The sequence below is a fragment of the Arthrobacter sp. EPSL27 genome, from assembly GCF_001512305.1.
In the GTDB taxonomy this organism is placed as follows: domain Bacteria; phylum Actinomycetota; class Actinomycetes; order Actinomycetales; family Micrococcaceae; genus Arthrobacter.
In genome coordinates this window covers 317,955-334,889 of sequence record NZ_LNUT01000004.1, presented here as the reverse complement: position 1 = coordinate 334,889, position 16,935 = coordinate 317,955, and the positions used below count along the sequence as shown (strand labels likewise).

The 16,935-nt window shown below is 68.9% G+C and carries 17 protein-coding genes and 2 riboswitches; of the genes, 5 read left to right on the top strand and 12 right to left on the bottom strand.

The window, feature by feature from the left end:
- Positions 1 to 25 precede the first annotated feature (25 nt).
- The 7 genes from AR539_RS06330 to AR539_RS06300 form a co-directional block, all read right to left on the bottom strand.
- Positions 26 to 1,474 carry a molybdopterin molybdotransferase MoeA gene (locus AR539_RS06330; RefSeq protein ID WP_082699218.1) on the bottom strand — a complete coding sequence of 483 codons (1,449 nt, stop codon included), beginning with the start codon at positions 1,472 to 1,474 and terminating at the stop codon, positions 26 to 28.
- Positions 1,471 to 1,758: a DUF6457 domain-containing protein gene (locus AR539_RS19660; RefSeq protein WP_066433753.1), complete on the bottom strand. Its 288-nt coding sequence runs from the start codon at positions 1,756 to 1,758 to the stop codon at positions 1,471 to 1,473. The genes AR539_RS06330 and AR539_RS19660 overlap by 4 nt, the downstream gene beginning before the upstream one ends.
- Positions 1,742 to 2,446, bottom strand: a complete 705-nt coding sequence (gene mobA / locus AR539_RS18935; RefSeq protein WP_231728508.1) for a molybdenum cofactor guanylyltransferase — start codon at positions 2,444 to 2,446, stop codon at positions 1,742 to 1,744. Before mobA ends, AR539_RS19660 begins: the two co-directional genes overlap by 17 nt.
- A gap of 62 nt (positions 2,447 to 2,508) precedes the next feature.
- Complete coding sequence (locus AR539_RS06315) at positions 2,509 to 3,009, bottom strand: HNH endonuclease (RefSeq protein WP_066436177.1); 501 nt, start codon at positions 3,007 to 3,009, stop codon at positions 2,509 to 2,511.
- Between the two features lie 219 nt (positions 3,010 to 3,228).
- The gene (locus AR539_RS06310) at positions 3,229 to 3,993 is read right to left on the bottom strand and encodes an NlpC/P60 family protein (RefSeq protein ID WP_066433751.1); all 765 of its coding nucleotides are present in this window, start codon (positions 3,991 to 3,993) and stop codon (positions 3,229 to 3,231) included.
- Between the two features lie 310 nt (positions 3,994 to 4,303).
- Positions 4,304 to 4,473, bottom strand: a riboswitch (cyclic di-AMP (ydaO/yuaA leader).
- Between the two features lie 136 nt (positions 4,474 to 4,609).
- On the bottom strand, positions 4,610 to 5,428 hold the full coding sequence (locus tag AR539_RS06305; protein ID WP_066433749.1) for a M23 family metallopeptidase: 819 nt from the start codon (positions 5,426 to 5,428) through the stop codon (positions 4,610 to 4,612).
- Positions 5,429 to 5,432: 4 nt separating this feature from the next.
- A riboswitch (cyclic di-AMP (ydaO/yuaA leader) is annotated at positions 5,433 to 5,646 on the bottom strand.
- A gap of 156 nt (positions 5,647 to 5,802) precedes the next feature.
- Positions 5,803 to 6,498 carry a metal-dependent transcriptional regulator gene (locus AR539_RS06300; RefSeq protein ID WP_066433746.1) on the bottom strand — a complete coding sequence of 232 codons (696 nt, stop codon included), beginning with the start codon at positions 6,496 to 6,498 and terminating at the stop codon, positions 5,803 to 5,805.
- A 263-nt stretch (positions 6,499 to 6,761) separates the two neighbouring features.
- Here AR539_RS06300 and serC point away from each other — a divergent pair, with 263 nt between their 5' ends.
- Positions 6,762 to 7,889 (top strand): phosphoserine transaminase, encoded by a 1,128-nt coding sequence (gene serC / locus AR539_RS06295; RefSeq protein WP_066433744.1) that lies wholly within the window; start codon positions 6,762 to 6,764, stop codon positions 7,887 to 7,889.
- 52 nt (positions 7,890 to 7,941) lie between these two features.
- Here serC and AR539_RS06290 read toward each other — a convergent pair whose 3' ends face one another.
- Genes AR539_RS06290 through AR539_RS06280 form a run of 3 tightly spaced genes read right to left on the bottom strand, consistent with a single transcriptional unit; the run spans position 7,942 to position 10,319 of the window.
- Entirely contained in the window at positions 7,942 to 9,285 is a 1,344-nt protein-coding gene (locus AR539_RS06290; protein ID WP_231728570.1) for an MFS transporter, read from the bottom strand.
- Between the two features lie 44 nt (positions 9,286 to 9,329).
- Positions 9,330 to 9,926: a DUF3027 domain-containing protein gene (locus tag AR539_RS06285; protein ID WP_066433741.1), complete on the bottom strand. Its 597-nt coding sequence runs from the start codon at positions 9,924 to 9,926 to the stop codon at positions 9,330 to 9,332.
- Positions 9,927 to 9,935: 9 nt separating this feature from the next.
- Positions 9,936 to 10,319 carry a cold-shock protein gene (locus tag AR539_RS06280; RefSeq protein ID WP_066436175.1) on the bottom strand — a complete coding sequence of 128 codons (384 nt, stop codon included), beginning with the start codon at positions 10,317 to 10,319 and terminating at the stop codon, positions 9,936 to 9,938.
- A gap of 178 nt (positions 10,320 to 10,497) precedes the next feature.
- On the opposite strand from AR539_RS06280, the gene AR539_RS06275 reads away from it, so the two are divergent.
- Genes AR539_RS06275 through AR539_RS06265 form a run of 3 tightly spaced genes read left to right on the top strand, consistent with a single transcriptional unit; the run spans position 10,498 to position 14,880 of the window.
- Positions 10,498 to 10,731 (top strand): hypothetical protein, encoded by a 234-nt coding sequence (locus AR539_RS06275; protein ID WP_066433734.1) that lies wholly within the window; start codon positions 10,498 to 10,500, stop codon positions 10,729 to 10,731.
- Positions 10,732 to 10,741: 10 nt separating this feature from the next.
- On the top strand, positions 10,742 to 13,228 hold the full coding sequence (locus AR539_RS06270) for a helicase-associated domain-containing protein (protein WP_066433733.1): 2,487 nt from the start codon (positions 10,742 to 10,744) through the stop codon (positions 13,226 to 13,228).
- Complete coding sequence (locus AR539_RS06265; RefSeq protein ID WP_066433731.1) at positions 13,225 to 14,880, top strand: DNA repair helicase XPB; 1,656 nt, start codon at positions 13,225 to 13,227, stop codon at positions 14,878 to 14,880. Before AR539_RS06270 ends, AR539_RS06265 begins: the two co-directional genes overlap by 4 nt.
- A gap of 18 nt (positions 14,881 to 14,898) precedes the next feature.
- Here the strand turns inward: AR539_RS06265 and AR539_RS06260 are convergent, their stop codons facing one another.
- Positions 14,899 to 15,774: an FHA domain-containing protein gene (locus tag AR539_RS06260; protein ID WP_066433728.1), complete on the bottom strand. Its 876-nt coding sequence runs from the start codon at positions 15,772 to 15,774 to the stop codon at positions 14,899 to 14,901.
- A 2-nt stretch (positions 15,775 to 15,776) separates the two neighbouring features.
- Complete coding sequence (locus AR539_RS06255) at positions 15,777 to 16,037, bottom strand: hypothetical protein (RefSeq protein WP_231728507.1); 261 nt, start codon at positions 16,035 to 16,037, stop codon at positions 15,777 to 15,779.
- 185 nt (positions 16,038 to 16,222) lie between these two features.
- Between AR539_RS06255 and AR539_RS06250 the strand changes: the two genes are divergently transcribed.
- Positions 16,223 to 16,933: a response regulator transcription factor gene (locus tag AR539_RS06250; protein WP_066436167.1), complete on the top strand. Its 711-nt coding sequence runs from the start codon at positions 16,223 to 16,225 to the stop codon at positions 16,931 to 16,933.
- Positions 16,934 to 16,935: the final 2 nt, after the last annotated feature.

Here is a 16,935-nt window from a genome sequence, read left to right as displayed (position 1 = left end):
GGACAGCGCATTCGGGGCAGGGGCGCTACCCCAGCAGGGCGCTCCAGTCCACGGGACCGCCGGTACTGGCGGATTTCCGGGCAGGACGTTTGGGGGCCGGCTTGTCTTTCGGGGCCACAAGGTCAGGAAGCGGCCGGCCCCACGGCAGCGCGAAGGCCGGGACCGGCTCGCCCAGCTGCACGCCGTGCGGCGGGACCACCAGCACACCGTCGGCGGAGGCCAGCCCGCGCATCATGCCCGGGCCCGCGTGCTGCGCCGGGGAGGCCATGCCGTAGACCAGCCGGAACGGCATCAGCCGGGTCCTGCCGGGATCGGGCTCGATCATGGCGCCGCACGGAACCTCGGTGACGGCCGGCAGGCTTCCGTGCCCCAGCGCGGCCAGGAGCGGGGCGCCGATGGTGGAGAGCGCCATCATGGCCGCCAGCGGATTGCCCGGCAGCCCGATGATGAACCGGCCGTCCGGCAGTTCGGCCAGGACGGCGGGGTGGCCGGGCCGCATGGCGATGCCGTCAATGAGCAGCCGCCCGCCCAGCTCGGCAACCGAGCGCCGCAGGTGGTCCGTGCCGGAGCGGCCCGTGCCGCCGGTGGTGATGACGACGTCGGCCGGCAGCGGCTCGCTGGCCGCACCGGGAAGCGGTACGGCGGCGTCCAGGGCCGGGTCGGTGTCCTCGAGCGCGGAGAGCCACTCGTCGTAGCTGTCACCGATTTTTGTTTCGCCCACACAGATGCCGCCGAGCATCCCCACCACGCCGGCAAGCTGGGGACCGAAAGTATCCCGCACCTGACCGGGCTGCGGGATACCCGCCGTCACCACTTCGGAGCCGGTGTACACCAGCCGGACCAAGGGTTTGCCCAGGACCGGGAGGGTGTCGTAGCCGGCGAGGGCGGCGAGGGCCAGGTGCGCGGGGTTGAGCACGGTCCCGCCGGTGATCAGCACGTCGCCGGCGGCAGCTTCCTCCGCGGCTTTCCGGATGTGTTCGCCGTTGCGCGGCTCGCCTGGTTTGGCGGCGCCGGCGAGCCGCAGGACCGGGAGCCCCTCCTCGTCGGGAGCGATCGTGCCGCTCTCACTGCGCAGCACGGCTTTCGCTCCGGGCGGGATCAGCCCGCCCGTGACGATGGGGCTTCCCTGGTGGGGTGCCAGCCGCTGTCCGGGCTCCGCCAGGATCCACGGGCCGCTGCCGTTCACGACCCAGCCGTCCATGGCGGACGATGCGTAGTGCGGCATGTCCGCGAGTGCTTCGACGTCGCCGCTGAGCGTCCGGCCCAGAGCGTCGCGCAGGGCTACGGGTGCGGCCGGGATGGGCGCGGCGCAGTCGAAGGCGAGCTGCCTGGCTTCCTGCCAGGTGTGGGCGAGGTGCCGGTGCACGTTGTCCCCAAGTCCAGGGGGCTCGTGGTCCGGGGCTGCGCCGTCACTGCCGGCGGCAGGCTCGTGCCCAGCGGCAGCGGCACTGCCGGGAGGGGGAACAGGTGTCATGCGTCGGGGGTTTCGGTGGCCGCGTAGTCCTTCGCCAGTTTGCGGGCCACGTCCATCGCCGCCTGCATGGAGGCAGCATCCGTGGCCTTGCCCGAGCCGGTGGCGAGGCCCGCCGCGAACCCGGCGATGAAAGTGGTCAAGGGCGCGGCCGGGCGCACGATTGAATGCGCTGCCACCCCGGCCAAGGACAGGACCCCGTTGACATCAACCTCGATGCCTTCCAGCTCCAGGGCCTGCAGCAGGGCACGGCACCAGTCTTCCAGCGTTTCATCCTGGCTTTTCACTGTCTGCCTCCAAGGTCGATTTCAGCTCGGGCGCACCGGGCGCCGGGTCCTGTCCGTGGTTGTCCCCACCATGGACGCCGGGCGGTCCGGTCACACCGAGTGCGGCGGCATCGTCCCAGGTGTCCACATCATCCGTGGAGCCGCCGGGGACACCGACTTCCCGCACGTCCAGCCTAGCAAGAAGGCCGAATACCGGGGCGTTGGCGAGCGCACCGCGCCGGGCGGCGTCCGAAATGTGCCGTTGTAGCACGTCCGTGCCATATAGGCCCACCAGCGGCTGCCTGCGGCCGTCGGCGGACACCGCCATCAGCCCGTCGCCTGGCGGGCCGTCCGCGGCGGCTTCCAGCAGCGCGCGGACGGCGGCTTGTGCACGGGGCATGTCGCAGGCAAGGACCAGGGTGTACGGGGCAGGGGCGCGGTGCCGGTCACGGGCGCGCCGGGCCAGGGCGGACAGGCCGGCGGCAATCGCCGCGGCCGGGCCGGTGAAGGGCGGGTCTTCCCGGCAGGCCAGCACACCCGGGGGCAGCGTTCCCGGGTCGGGCCCCACGACGGCGACTGCCGAGGCCCCGCCGGCTGCCTGCAGGGCCCGCTCCAGGAGGGTGGCGCCGTCGTGCATCAGGGCAGGCTTGGGCACGCCCCCCAGGCGGGAGGAACGGCCTCCGGACAGTATGACGGCATCGAATTCCACCGGCCCAGCCTAACCCGGGCAGGACCGATCGGCCGGGCAGCGGGATACGGCGGAGGGCCGTTTCAGGCGGCGGATTCGGGCAGCAGGAACGGGTCCCACGCCGGCGTCGGCTTCTCCAGCTCCTTGATCTGCCAGGTGGTGCCTTTAGGCGGTGCGGGGCTGAAGCCAAGCTTCCATCCCATTTCACCGGGCGTGTGGTCGCCCTTGGCGTTGTTACACCGCAGGCAGGCGGCGACGAGGTTTTCCCAGGAATCCGCCCCTCCCCTGGACTTGGGCTGGACGTGGTCGATGGTGTGGGCCGCTTTGCCGCAGTACGCGCAGCGGTGCCCGTCCCGGCGGAGCACACCACGGCGGCTGACAGTTGTCACGGTGTTGTACCGGGGCCGGATGTACCGGTTGAGGAGGATCACCGAGGGCCGGCCCAAGACGTCCTGCGGCCCGACGACGGGATCGTCGCCTTCCGCCACGACGCTGGCCTTTCCGGTCAGCACGAGCACCAGCGCCCGGCGGAAGGTCACTACCGCCAGGGGCTCATATCCAGCATTCAGAACGAGAGTGCGCATCCGCATACCTCTTCACGGCCGCACCCGCCAGGGGCACGAGGGCCGGCTGCCCTCTGCATGGTCGGGCTATGGATCGACAAAACAAGAGTAAACATGGAGATGCGGTTTCGCCGAATGTTTTTTTGCCGGCTGCGGTCATTCTTTGCTGAAGTTCGTTCAGCGGCAACGCAAAGGACCCCTGCCGGAAGGCAGGGGTCCTTTGGTGTTGCTGGAGGTTCTTTAGCCGCCGACGCGGATGAAGACCGGGCCGGAGCCGACGTTCACGCTCTGCAGGGAGGTGGTTCCGCCGTTCCAGCCGCCGTGCACGGCCATGCCGTTGCCGACGTAGACAGCGATGTGGGCCAGGCCCGAGCCGCCGTTCTGGTAGTAGGCGAGGTCGCCTGCGCGTGCTTCGCTGGCGCTGACGGTGCGGCCCAGGGACAGGTAACCTGCCGGCCAGCCGTGGTAGTTGATGCCGGCCGCGGCCAGGGCGTTGGTGGCGAGGGCGGTGCAGTCCTGGCCGATGCCGATCTGTGCGTAGGCGGCGGCGGCGATCGTGGCGCCCATGCCGCTGGCGACGGCAGCCGGAGCCTGCGTGCCCGCGGCGGCGGTGGCGCCGACCTTCGTGCTGGCGGTCTTGGCAGTGTTGGCCGTGGAGGTCTCCTGGACCTTCACTACCGGCTTCGGGGCCTCGACGACCGGAGCCGCGGTGGTGGTGACAGCCGGCTTCTCGTAGGAGATGGCGATGGTGGAAGCAGCCGAGATGGTCGCGGGGGCGGCCGACTGGACCTCGAGCGTGGAAGCCGAGGTGGATTCGCGCTGGACGTTGGCCTCGGCAGCGTTGGCTGCGACGCCGCTGGTCAGGACGAGGCCGGAAGCTGCAGCGATAACTGCGGCCTGGCGGCCCATGCCACCGGCGTTCTCGCCGACAGCCTTGGCAATGACAGCGAGCGAGTTGGTCTTGGTGACCTCGGCGCGGTGCCGTGCGTTTGCACGAGTAGTCATTAAGTTCTCTCTTTCGTGATCCTGGGTCCGCGCTTTTCAGGCGCGGGCTGAGGACGCTCCGGCATCTTGGGGGTACGCCGGATCGCCCCTGAAATGGGTTACTTAGCGAAGGGTGTACTGCGAAGACGCGCCAAAAGCGGGAACTGCGTGCAGGTGCATGGCCTGCGGGCCGGACTCAACAGAGATAGAGGCGGCGGTGCGAAATCCGGTCCGGGCGCCGGCAAGGGCGTTCCGGGTATCGGACATCAGCGGGCTCGAAAGAGCCGCGCAAGCGCGCTGGCGCTCAGCATTGTGGCGTGAAGACACGAAAGTAGCCTCTCCCAATGCCTGCGAGGTGAGCTGTCGGATTCGGATGGGAGTCACCCGGCCGCGCCGCTTCCTGGGAAGCTTTGCGACTTAACCCCTAGGTCTTCTTGCGAAGACCAAAATTGGTTCCCCCGCCCCTGCCAGACGATGTAATGCGAACGGACCTTGAGCGGTGGCAGAGCTAGGCAATCCACTCAAGAGCGCCAACTTCGGAAAAGTTGGCGTGGGTCAAACGTACAACAGTTGGGGCTCAATGTCACATTCAGATCACGGCGTGTCACGCAAAGGCGAGAGTGCCCGATCAGCTTTGTTAGAGCCACCCGGTCGGGTCGACGACTTCGCCGTTGACCATGACCTCGAAGTGGAGGTGGCAGCCGGTGGAGGCGCCGGTGGTGCCGCTCATCGCCACAACCTCGCCGCGGGAGACCTGCTGGCCCACCGAGACGGTGTCAGACGACAAGTGGTTGTAGGTGGTCTCCAGGCCGTTGCCGTGGTCGATCACGACGCGGTTGCCGCCGCCGTAGGGGTGCCATCCGGTGAAGGTCACGGTGCCGCTGGCGGCCGCAACAACGGGGGTACCGCACTGGGCAGAGTAGTCCTGGCCGCGGTGGAACTCGCCGGAGCCGCCGGTGATGGGGCTGACCCGGTACCCGAAGGGCGAGGCGGTCTTCAGCTGGGCCAAGGGCGCACCCAGGCTGCCCGCGGACGCCGCCCGGGTGATCGAACCCACGGACTGCGCGCTCAGGAGCTGCTTGAGCTTGCCGTCCGGGTCGCCCTGGGTGGTCACGGCTGTGCGGTTGAAGTCAATTTTTGCCTCGCCGGCCGTGACGTCGGGCTGGACTGCAGCGGAGACGGACCCTGCGGATCCGGCGTCCGTGGCCATCACGGGGCCCGTGGCGGGGACGGTCACGGTGAGGACCAGTCCCGTGGCTGCGAGGGCGATGCCGGCCTTCTGACCGACGCCGCTTGCGGCGGCGAAGTCAGTTACCTGGCGGAACGGGCTGCGGCGGCCCCTGCGCTCATCACGGTGCGCGTCACGTGGACGGTCTGCCGTAATGGCGACGACCGGGCGCGGCTCCGGAGCGGGACCGGTCGCACGACGGCGGCCCCTGACGGTCTGGGTGGTCAAAAACGGTTCCTCTCTGGAGAGCCTGCGAGGTTAGCTGTCGGATTCGGGTCAGAGAGATCAAAGACCCGGTCCGCCGTGGCAAGCGCAGGGCACAGAGGGATCCAAGGAATTCCTCATATGGTGTGAGCTTGCCGCTGACGGACTTCACCCCAAGGCTGCAAAACAGCCGGAAGTGGTTCCCCCGCCCCTGCCAGAAAGTGACGCGGCTACTGATCCGCTGGCAGAGCTCGGCTTCGGATCAGATAACGCTTTGGTATCGGTACTAGTGATCAACTATAGGCGATTAAGCCGCCCAGAGATAAATCCGTTACCAGATCTGTGGAGAACTCATAGGTCGTCCGATGAGCTGCGGGAGGACATCCCGTGAGGCTTTCTTAACCGACCGTGACGAAGACGTGGGCCGCGACCTCCGGCGGGAGTTCAAGGGCGCCTTCGATGTCCGGCACCCGGACGGAGATGTATTCCCCCACGCGCTCCAGCGACACCGAGGCGCCGGGGCGGATGCCGCCCTCGTCGAGCTGGACCAGCAGTTCCGGCTCCACCTGGATGGGCTCGGCCAGCCGGCTGACGGTGATCCGGGAGCCGGGCCCGTAGCCGGTCATGGCCTCGAGCAGGCTCACGACGCCGTCCGCGAACGGCTGGGCGGGCTGTCCGGTCAGTTCCGCGAGGCCGGGGATCGGGTTGCCGTAGGGGGAAACGGTGGGGTGGTCCAGCAGCTCGAAGATCCGCCGCTCCACCCGTTCACTCATCACGTGTTCCCAGCGGCAGGCTTCCTCATGCACATACGCCCAGTCCAGTCCGATCACGTCGGCAAGGAGCCGCTCCGCGAGCCGGTGCTTGCGCATGACTTCAATGGCGCGTTTCCGTCCGGTTTCCGTCAGCTCAAGGTGCCGGTCACCGGAAACAACCACCAGGCCGTCGCGCTCCATGCGTCCGACGGTCTGGGAAACAGTGGGGCCGGAGTGGCGCAGCCGTTCGGCGATGCGGGCGCGGAGGGCAACGATGTTCTCTTCTTCAAGTTCCAGGATGGTCCGCAGATACATCTCGGTTGTATCGATCAGATCCGTCATTCAGCTCAGCTCCTCGAGCGCCGTCCTTGCGTGTTCCCACCGTACCGCGTGCTGCGCGCGCCTTGGCCGGGGGCCGCCGTACGTTCGCAGGTCAGCTTAGCCTATTTTGAATTACTCCGGATAATCTCAGTGACCGGACTGTGACGGGTCTTTTTGCCTCCCCCGCCGGGCAGTCAGGCAGAATGAAATGCGGGTCCGCGGCAGCCACCCTGCCGGGCCGCTTTCCGAGCCGCACTTTGTACCAGCCGAAAATTGGAGCCACTGTGAGCGACACCAGCATCACGATTCCCGCAAACCTCCTGCCCAAGGATGGCCGGTTCGGCGCCGGGCCGTCCAAGGTCCGCCCGGAACAGCTTGCGGCCCTCGCCGCGGCCTCGGGGCTGCTGGGGACGTCCCACCGCCAGGCGCCGGTGAAGAACCTCGTGGGCTCGGTCCGGAACGGGCTCAGCCAGTTCTTCCGTGCCCCGGAGGGGTATGAGGTCATCCTGGGCGTCGGCGGATCGACGGCGTTCTGGGACATCGCCAGCTTCGGCCTCGTTGAGAATAAGGCGCAGCACCTGTCCTTTGGCGAGTTTGGTTCGAAGTTCGCCGCCGCCACCAACAAGGCGCCGTTCCTGGCGGACTCCTCCATCATCACGTCCGAGCCCGGCACCCGCCCTGTGGCCCGGGCCGAGGCCGGCGTCGACGTTTACGCCTGGCCGCAGAACGAGACTTCGACGGGCGTGGCAGCACCGGTCCAGCGTGTGGCTGGCGCCGATGCCGGCTCGCTGGTCCTGGTCGATGCCACCTCGGCGGCCGGCGGCCTGGACGTTGACGTCGCTGAGGCCGACGTCTACTACTTCGCGCCGCAGAAGAACTTCGCCTCCGACGGCGGCCTGTGGCTGGGCCTGTTCTCCCCCGCGGCCCTGGAGCGCGCAGCCCGGATCAAGGCCGGCGGCCGCTGGATCCCGGACTTCCTGGATCTGCAGACCGCAATCGACAACTCGCGGCTCAACCAGACATACAACACCCCGGCCCTGGCCACGCTGGTCACCCTGGACGCGCAGGTGCGGTGGCTCAACGAAAGCGGCGGCCTGGACTTCGCCTCGGCCCGCACCGCGGATTCGGCCGGCCGGATCTACCGGTGGGCCGAGGCCTCTGAGTACGCCACCCCGTTCGTGGCGAAGGCCGAGGACCGTTCCAACGTCATCGCCACCATCGATTTCGACGACTCCATCGACGCCGCCGCGATCGCCAAGGTGCTGCGCGCCAACGGCATCGTTGACACCGAGCCGTACCGCAAGCTGGGCCGCAACCAGCTCCGCATTGCCACGTTCGTGGCGATCGAGCCGGACGATGTCTCGGCGCTGCTGGAATGCATCGACTTCGTTGTGGGCGAACTGAAGAAGTAGCGGGAGCGCCAGCGCGGCCGTGCCGCTCCAGCGTTCGACGGCGCCGTCCGGGTCAGTCCCGGGCGGCGCCGTCCGCGTTGGAGGGCTCCGCGTTGGTCGAGTCCGCATTGGTGGAGCCCGCATTGGTGGAGTCCGCGCCGGCGGACACCACCCGGAAGTGCCGCAGGCCGCGGGCCCGCCGGTCGAAGCGGATCCGCAGCTGCCGGGCCCGGACGATCCATACCAGGCCGATCAGGGCTGCGATCAGGCCGGAGGCCGCGGCGACGCTCATGGCCCAGCGGGGACCGGCCACGTTGGCCACCCAGCCCACCAGCGGCGCCCCGATGGGCGTCCCGCCCATGAAGATCGCCATGTACAGTGCCATCACCCGGCCGCGCATCACCGGATCGGTGGTGGTCTGGACGTAGCCGTTGGCGCTGGTCATCATCGTGATGGCGAAGAGCCCCACAGGCACCAGGGCCACGCCGAACCAGAAGTAGCTGGGGGCCAGCGCGGCGAGGCCGGAGGCCACACCAAAGGCTCCGGCCGCGCCGAAGATGATCCGCAGCCTGGGCTTCTTGCGGCCGGCTGAGAGCAGGGCGCCGGCCACGGAACCGATGGCCATGATGGAATTCATCAGCCCGAAGGCGCTGGCGTCGAGGCCGAACTCGGTGCCCACCATGGCTGCGATGAACAGCACGAAGTTCAGGCCCAGGGTGCCCACCACAAAAACGGCCACCAGCACCACCACGATGTCCGGCCGGAACCGGACGTAGCGCAGGCCCTCCCGGATCCTGCCCTTGCCCGGGGCGGCTTTGGGCAGCTGGCGCAGGGAGTCGGCGGGAATCCGCCACAGGCTCAGCAGCAGCGCCACAAAGGTCAGGGTGTTGATCAGGAAGACCCAGCCCGGGCCGACAGCTACGGTGAGGACGCCTGCCACGGCGGGGCCGATCATCCGGGCCACGTTGAAGGAGGCACTGTTGAGGGCCACTGCGTTGGGCAGGTAGTCGTCGCGGACCAGCTCTGAGACGAACGTCTGCCGCACGGGCGCGTCGAGGGCGGAGATCACCCCCAGCAGCAGGGCGAAGCCGTACACGTGCCACAGCTGGGCGGCCCCGGACAGCACCAGGAGGCCCAGGGCCGCACTCAGCAGGGCCATCCCGGACTGGGTGAGGACCAAGAGCCGTTTGCGGTGGAAACGGTCGGCAACCAGCCCGGCGACGGGGGCGAGGAACAGCTGGGGTCCCAGCTGCAGGGCCATGGTGATGCCCATGGCGCCGGCATCGTGGTTGGTCAGGTGGTCAAAGACCAGCCAGTCCTGGGCAGTGCGCTGCATCCAGGTCCCGATGTTGGAGATGAGCGCCCCGATGAACCAGATCCGGTAGTTCAGGATGTGCAGGGACTTGAAGGTGGACATCATGTCCAGCCCTCACAGCGGCGCGCCCCGGATGGTTCCAACCGTCAGTCAGCCTGCGCTGCGGGGAACTCGTCGTCGCTGCCGGCATTGTCGGCATCAGCGTCAGTGGCGGCATCGTCGGCATCGACGCTGACACCATCGGCATCGGCGTCGGGACCGACAGCGTCACCGCCGTCGTCCGCCGCGGAGTCCGCTGCAAGGTCCGCCTCTGGCGCAGTGTCCGCGGCGGGCCCGGCCTCAGCATCCTCGCGGGGCGCCGGGGCTGCTGGCTCTTCCTCGCCCTGTTCATCTTCGGGGCGCACCCGTTCAGCCCACGGCACCCACTCCGGCGCCAGGATCGAATCCGCGGAGGGCAGCAGGCCCAGTTCGTTGACCGTGACCACCTTGGAGCGCGAGTTCCGCGTCAGCACGGCGTACCACTGCCAGCCGCCGTATCCGGGCAGCTTGGACTCGAAGAGGTGCGTGACCAGGCGGTCGCCTTCGCTTTTGGCCGCAAGGTGCGCACCGATCTGTTCGGCGGGGGCTATGCCCTCGATGGCTGCCCGGGCGGCGTCGACGGCGGCGGCCAGGACGGCGTCGGGCTTGCCGGTCCGCCAGACGGGGACGCCGGCGCGCGGCTTGGAGCCCTCTACAGGAGTCATCGCCGCTCCTTATGCGTCCAGCTCGTCGGCAACCTTACGCAGGGCGGCGGCGATCGCCTTGCCCTTGTTGCCTTCCGGGTACTTGCCCGCGGACAGTGTTCCGGAGAGGTTGTCCAGCACGGTGACGAGATCCTGCACCAGCGGGGCGAGGTCCTTCGCGCTGGGCCGCTTGGCCTTGGCGATGGACGGGGTCTTGTCCAGCACGCGCAGGCCCAGGGCCTGGGCGCCCTTGCGGCCGTCGGCCACTCCGAACTCCACGCGGGTGCCGGCCTTGAGCTCGGTTACCCCCTCGGGCAGCGCGGACTTCGGCAGGAACACTTCCTGGCCGTCCTCGCCCGCGAGGAATCCGAAGCCTTTGTCCTTGTCATACCACTTGACCTTGCCGGTAGGCACGTAATCAACCCTCTTCGTTCTGCTGGTGACGCGGCCGGCGGTCACCGCATCCGCACTGATGTGCGGGTTCAGGGTATGACTGCCCGGACCGTGTTGGTCTGTTCCTTCAAGGTTATCCTGCCCGGCCCACTTTGGTCGTTTGGGGCGCGGGGCAAGCCGGACTGTTAGCGTTAGCTTCATGACTCCCCTGCGATTCAGACGGCCGCTGTTGATCATTGCGGCCGCCGCCGCCGTCCTGTCGCTCGCGGCCGTCGGCGTCGTGATGGTGATGGCCTTCAACCAGGCCGTGTCACCGGTGTGGATCACGTCCACTGCCCTCTACGGGCTCCCCCTGGCGTTCCTGCTGATGCTGGTGCTCGTGGTCGACAGCGTTGCGGCCCGCCGCCGGACCCGGGGCCCGGACGAAAGGTAGCGGTGCTCCGATGTCCCTGATCCGCGCGCTCAGCAAGGAACTGCAGGCACGCAGCGATGATTCGTTGCGTGCCTTGTTCGCCGCGCGGCCGGACCTCATCTCCCCCGGCGTCCCGGACTTCGCAGCCCTCGCCGCCCGGGCCAGCGGCCGCGTCAGCGTGCAACGGGCCCTGGAGCGGCTCAACCGCCCGCAAATGCAGGTCCTGGAAACCCTGCACCTGTGCACCAATACGGACACCGGGCACAGCGCCTCCGCCCCGATGCTGAAAAAGCTCATCAACGGCTCGACCCTGGCCTCGATCGAGAAGATGCTGCATTCCCTGCAGGAACTGGCCCTGGTGCACCGGGCGGAACCCCCGCACGGCGCGCCGGCCGGCCCGAAACTGCGGTACTACCTGCCGGTCGGCAGCCTCAAGGACGTGATCGGGATCTATCCCGCCGGGCTGGGGCGCAGCTACACGGAACTGGTGCGCCTCCAGCCGCCCTTCGCGCAGCGGGTGGTGCAGCTGGTGACCGAACTGCACCAGAGCGGCGCGGCCATCTCCCCCGCCACCACGCCCATGGAGGCGGCCCTGTCGCTGCAGCACTGGACGGCGACACCGGAGTCCCTCCGGCGGATCCTGGACTCCGCGCCCGAGCGCACCACCGCACTGCTGGCACGATTCGGAAACTGGGCCATGGGCGCCGTGCCCCAGGCGCAGCGGCGCGCCTCCGTGCTCCATGAGGCAGCCGACGTCGGGCCCGTGGACTGGCTCCTTGCCCGCGGGCTGCTGGTCCCGCTGGACGCGGCCCACGTGGAGCTGCCGCACAGCGTCGGCGTCTCCCTGCGCGGCGGCTTCGTCATCGAGAAGTTTGCGCTGACTCCCCCGGTGCCGCGGCTGGGGTCCACCTCGGCCGCGCTGCGCCGCAATGCCGCCCTCGGCGCCATCGCGGAAACCCTGCGGCTGGTGGGGGAACTGCTGTACATCGTCCGCGAGCAGCCCTTGGTGACGCTGCGCAGCGGCGGCGTGGGCGTGCGGGAGCTTAAGCGGCTGGCGGACGGGCTGCGGCTGGAGATGCACGACGCCGGGGTGCTGGCGGAGCTGTGCGCCCTGGCCGGCCTGATCCGGCTGGACGTGGACAGTTCCGCCTGGGTCCAGCCGCCGCAGCTCGAGTGGCTGACGCTCCCCCGGCAGGAGCAGTGGCTGTGGCTCGTCAACGCCTGGCTTGCCAGCGAACGGGCGCCGTCGCTGGTCGGGCAGCCCGTCAACGGGCAGGCCGCAACCCCGGCCCTCCACCGCGGCGCCGCCGGCAGCACCATCAATGCGCTGTCGGCCGAAGCGCAGCGCCCGGATGCCCCGGTGGTCCGAAAGCGGATCCTGGAAATCCTGGCCGAACTGACCCTGGAGGCCGGTGCGGCGGACGGCCAGGCCCCGGTCCTGGACGCCGCGGCAGTGCTGGAGCGCGCGGAGTGGTCCCAGCCCCGGATGGCCCGGCGGTTCAGCTCGCTGATCAGCGGGGTCCTGGCCGAGGCCGAGATGCTGGGCCTGATCGGATCCGGCGCCCTCAGCCAGATCGGCGCGGCGATCGCGGCCGAGCAGCCCGACGAGGCGCTGGGAATCCTCGGCGAGCACCTGCCGGCTGCGCTGAATCACGTGCTGCTGCAGGCCGACCTCACCGCGGTGGCGCCCGGCTACCTCGCACCGGACCTGACCGAGAAGCTCCTCACCATGGCGGACGCCGAGGGCCAGGGCCCGGCCACCATCTACCGTTTCTCCGTCCCCTCGGTCCGGCGCGCGCTCGACGCGGGCCAGGACGCCCAGTCGATGCTTGATTTCCTCGGCGAGCACTCGGCGACGGCGATCCCGCAGCCGCTGGCCTACCTGATCCAGGACACCGCCGCCCGCCATGCACGGCTGCGGGTCGGGTCCGCCGTGAGCTTCATCCAGAGCGACGACGAGACTGCGCTCCTGGAACTGATCAACAATCCGGGCGCCGCGGCCCTGGGCCTGGTCCGGCTCGCCCCGACGGTGCTGGTCTCCCATTCGGCCCCGCGGGACACGGCGCAGGTCCTCCGCGGCCTGGGGCTGTCCCCGGCGGTGGACGAAACAGATGCCGCCGGCATCCGGCTGCGCCGCACCACTGCACTGCCGGGCAGCGTCCGGCCGGTCTACAGCGCGCCGCGCACCGCGCCTCCGGACGCCGACGTCGACGCCCAGCTGGCCGTGCTCCGCAGCCAGGCACCCCCGGCGGGTGCCGCCGGGCACCACTCCTCGGCGCCCGGCAGCGAGGAAGCCACCCAGCTGGGGCTGGAAACCCTGCAGAAGGCGATCCGGCTCAAACAGCGCGTCGTCATGAACGTGGTCGACAGCCTGGGGAATTCCGTGCGGGAGACGGTTGTTCCGGTAGCTGTGAGCGGTGGACGGGTCAGGGTCTTCGATCCGGAGAAGGAAACAGAACGGGTCCTGTCCATCCACCGGATTATTGACGTCGAAGCCGCAGAGGAACTGCTCCAGTGAACGATGGACCGCTGATCGTCCAGAGTGACAAAACCATCCTGCTCGAAGTGGACCACGAACTGGCCACGGAAGCACGCCATGCCATCGCCGCGTTCGCCGAACTGGAACGCGCCCCCGAGCACGTGCACAGCTACCGGCTCACGCCCCTGGGACTCTGGAACGCCCGTGCCGCAGGTCTCGACGCCGAAAAGGTGCTGGACACCCTGCTGAAGTACTCGCGTTTTCCCGTGCCGCATTCCCTGCTGATCGACGTCGAAGAGACCATGTCCCGGTACGGGCGGCTGCGGCTCGAAAAGGATCCCCAGCACGGCCTGGTAATGCGCACCTCGGACTACCCGGTGCTGGAGGAGGTCAGCCGGGCCAAGAAGATCGCCCCGTTGCTGGGCCCCCGGATTGACGGCGAGACCGTGGTGGTGCACTCCTCCCAGCGGGGGCAGCTGAAGCAGCTCCTCCTGAAGATCGGGTGGCCGGCCGAGGACCTGGCCGGCTACGTGGACGGCACGCCGCACCCCATCATGCTGGACGAGTCCGGCTGGAAGCTCCGCCCCTACCAGCAGCTGGCGACCGAGAACTTCTGGGCCGGCGGCAGCGGCGTCGTCGTGCTTCCCTGCGGCGCCGGCAAAACCCTGGTGGGCGCGGCCGCGATGGCCACCAGCTCCACCACCACGCTGATCCTGGTGACTAACACCGTGTCCGCCCGGCAGTGGAAGGACGAGCTGCTCAAGCGCACGTCCCTCACCGAGGAGGAGATCGGCGAATACTCGGGCTCGGTCAAGGAAGTCCGGCCCGTCACCATCGCCACCTACCAGGTGCTGACCACCAAGCGCGGCGGCCTGTACCCGCATCTGGAGCTCGTGGACGGCAACGACTGGGGCCTCATCATCTACGACGAGGTCCATCTCCTGCCCGCCCCGATCTTCCGGATGACCGCCGACCTGCAGGCGCGCCGCCGGCTGGGCCTCACCGCCACCCTGGTCCGCGAAGACGGGCGCGAGGGCGAAGTCTTCAGCCTGATCGGGCCCAAACGCTACGACGCCCCGTGGAAGGACATCGAGTCCCAGGGCTACATCGCGCCGGCCGACTGCGTGGAGGTCCGGATCGACCTGCCCCGCGACGAACGCGTGGCGTATGCGATGGCCGAGGACGCAGACAAGTACCGGCTGTGCGCCACGTCCGAATCCAAGACGCTGGTGGTGGAACAGCTGGTGGCCGAGCACGCCGGCGAGCAGCTGCTGGTGATCGGCCAGTACATCGACCAGCTGGACGAGATCGGCGAGCGCCTGCAGGCGCCGGTCATCAAAGGCGACACCTCCGTGAAGGAACGCCAGAAACTCTTTGACGCCTTCCGTGCCGGCGACGTGCAGACCCTGGTGGTGTCCAAAGTCGCCAACTTCTCCATCGACCTTCCCGAGGCGTCCGTCGCGATCCAGGTCTCCGGCTCGTTCGGGTCCCGGCAGGAGGAGGCCCAGCGCCTGGGCAGGCTGCTGCGGCCCAAGAAGGACGGCCGCGCCGCGCGCTTCTACTCCCTGGTGGCCAGGGACACCCTGGACCAGGACTTCGCGGCCAAGCGCCAGCGCTTCCTCGCGGAACAGGGCTACGCCTACCGGATCATGGACGCCAAGGACGTGGGGACCGGCCAGCCTACGGACTGAGCCGCCGGCCCCCGCGGCCTAACGGATGTACGTCGAACTGTCCGTCTCCAGGGCCCCCGTCCGCGGATCGCGCTGCGGCCGCTGGTAGGCGAACTCGCCGCCGCTGCGGCCGCCGAAGGGGCGCCCGTGGTCGGCAAACTCCTCCCGGAAGAACGCCAGGCACCACTGGCCCATCTGGAGCCGGGAGCCCGTGCGCAGGACCGACGCCGACCCGGGACCGAAGCTGCCGGTGACCTTGCCGTGCCGCACCAGGACGTACTCGTCGCGGTCGTTGTGGACGATCTCCGCGTGCACTCCGTCGAGGCCCGGCAGCTGCAGGTCCACGGACTCGTCGCTGCCGATGCTCACCCGTTCCGCCGTGAGGCTGAACTCCCGCGGGACCTGGCCGTTCCACGTCGTCGAGTCCTGGACGAATATCAGCCGCGGCCGGCCGCCGCCCCGGGTGTAGTGGGTGGTGGTGATGCGCCGCGGAATGCGGCGCTTGACGGTCGGCAGCAGCGGCAGGAGCGTCCCCGGCGGCAGCAGGCTGAAGGTCCGCGCCGGGGCACGGCGGCCGCGCTTCAGCATGGGTGCCAGCACGCCCAGCTTTCCCAGCCTGATGTGGGGTGAGCGCGTGATGACCCGCTGGGAGGCCGGCGCGTCGACCGCGCCGAAGCTGATGATCCTGCCGTCCGGCCCGTCCACCGCAACACTGAGCCCCTGGTCGGCCAGCGTCTTGGCCAGCGGCCGGAGGTCCCCCAGGGACGGCAGCCGCTGGGACTGCAGCGCGTCAATGCGGTCCAGCGAGACAACCACCTCGGTACCGGATGCCTTCACCGATCCGCTGGCCTCCTCGCCGGAGGGCTCCTGGAGGGAGAAGTCCAGGTTGATGTCGGCCCTGAACCGCGGCGGCATGGTCAGGCCCTGTTCTCGTCGGAACCGACGGCGTCCTTGTCGCTGGTGGTCACGCGGAGGCTGCCGTTCAGCTTCCAGGTGGCGCGCGGAGCGTCCGGGCCGATGTCGCGGGGAACCTCGATCGTCATGTCGATGAAGTTGTAGTTGATCGCGGCGCCTTTACCGGTGAGGTAGGACCACATCTCCTCGGCAAGGTCCGCCCAGTCGCGGATGCTCCGGTCGGCGGCGCCAGAACTGTCCACTGCGTTGCTCTCAATCGTCACTTTGTGTCCTCTTCGTTGGGTCCAGAGGGCTGAGTCAGCCCGGGCTAAGCGGTGTCGATAGGGCCACTCTAATGTGGCCGCCGTCACAGGGGAATGGCTTGGCCGCATCGCAGCCCGCGCGGGACAAATGCAACACACATCTGCCATTCAGAAAACTCCCAGAGTCTGGGAGCATCATGGGAACCATGAAAAAGAACGGACCCGAAGCCAAGCTGCTGGTCGTGGATGATGAGCCGAACATCCGCGAGCTGCTGTCCACGTCCCTGCGCTTCGCAGGCTTCGATGTCGTCTCCGCATCGAACGGGCGCGAGGCCCTGGCCGCGGCCGATCTCCATGCCCCGGACCTGGCCGTGCTCGACGTGATGCTGCCGGACATGGACGGCTTCACCGTCACGCGCAGGCTGCGCGCGGCCGGCAAGCATTTCCCCGTTCTTTTCCTGACGGCCAAGGATGACACCGAGGACAAGGTCATGGGCTTGACTGTCGGCGGCGACGACTACGTCACCAAGCCGTTCAGCCTCGACGAGGTGGTGGCGCGCATCCGCGCCGTGCTGCGCCGCACACAGCCGCTGCAGGACGACGACGCCGTCCTCCGCGTCGATGACCTGGAGCTCGACGACGACGCCCACGAGGTGCGCCGCGGCGGCACGGTGATCGAGCTTTCCCCCACCGAGTTCAAGCTGCTGCGCTACCTGATGCTGAACCCGAACCGGGTCCTGTCCAAGGCGCAGATCCTGGACCACGTGTGGGAATACGACTTCAACGGGGACGCCTCGATCGTGGAGTCCTACATTTCCTACCTGCGCCGCAAGGTGGACATTGACCCGGACGCCCCGGCCCTGATCCAGACCAAACGCGGCGTCGGCTACGTGCTGCGGACGGCCGAGAAGCGCTGACC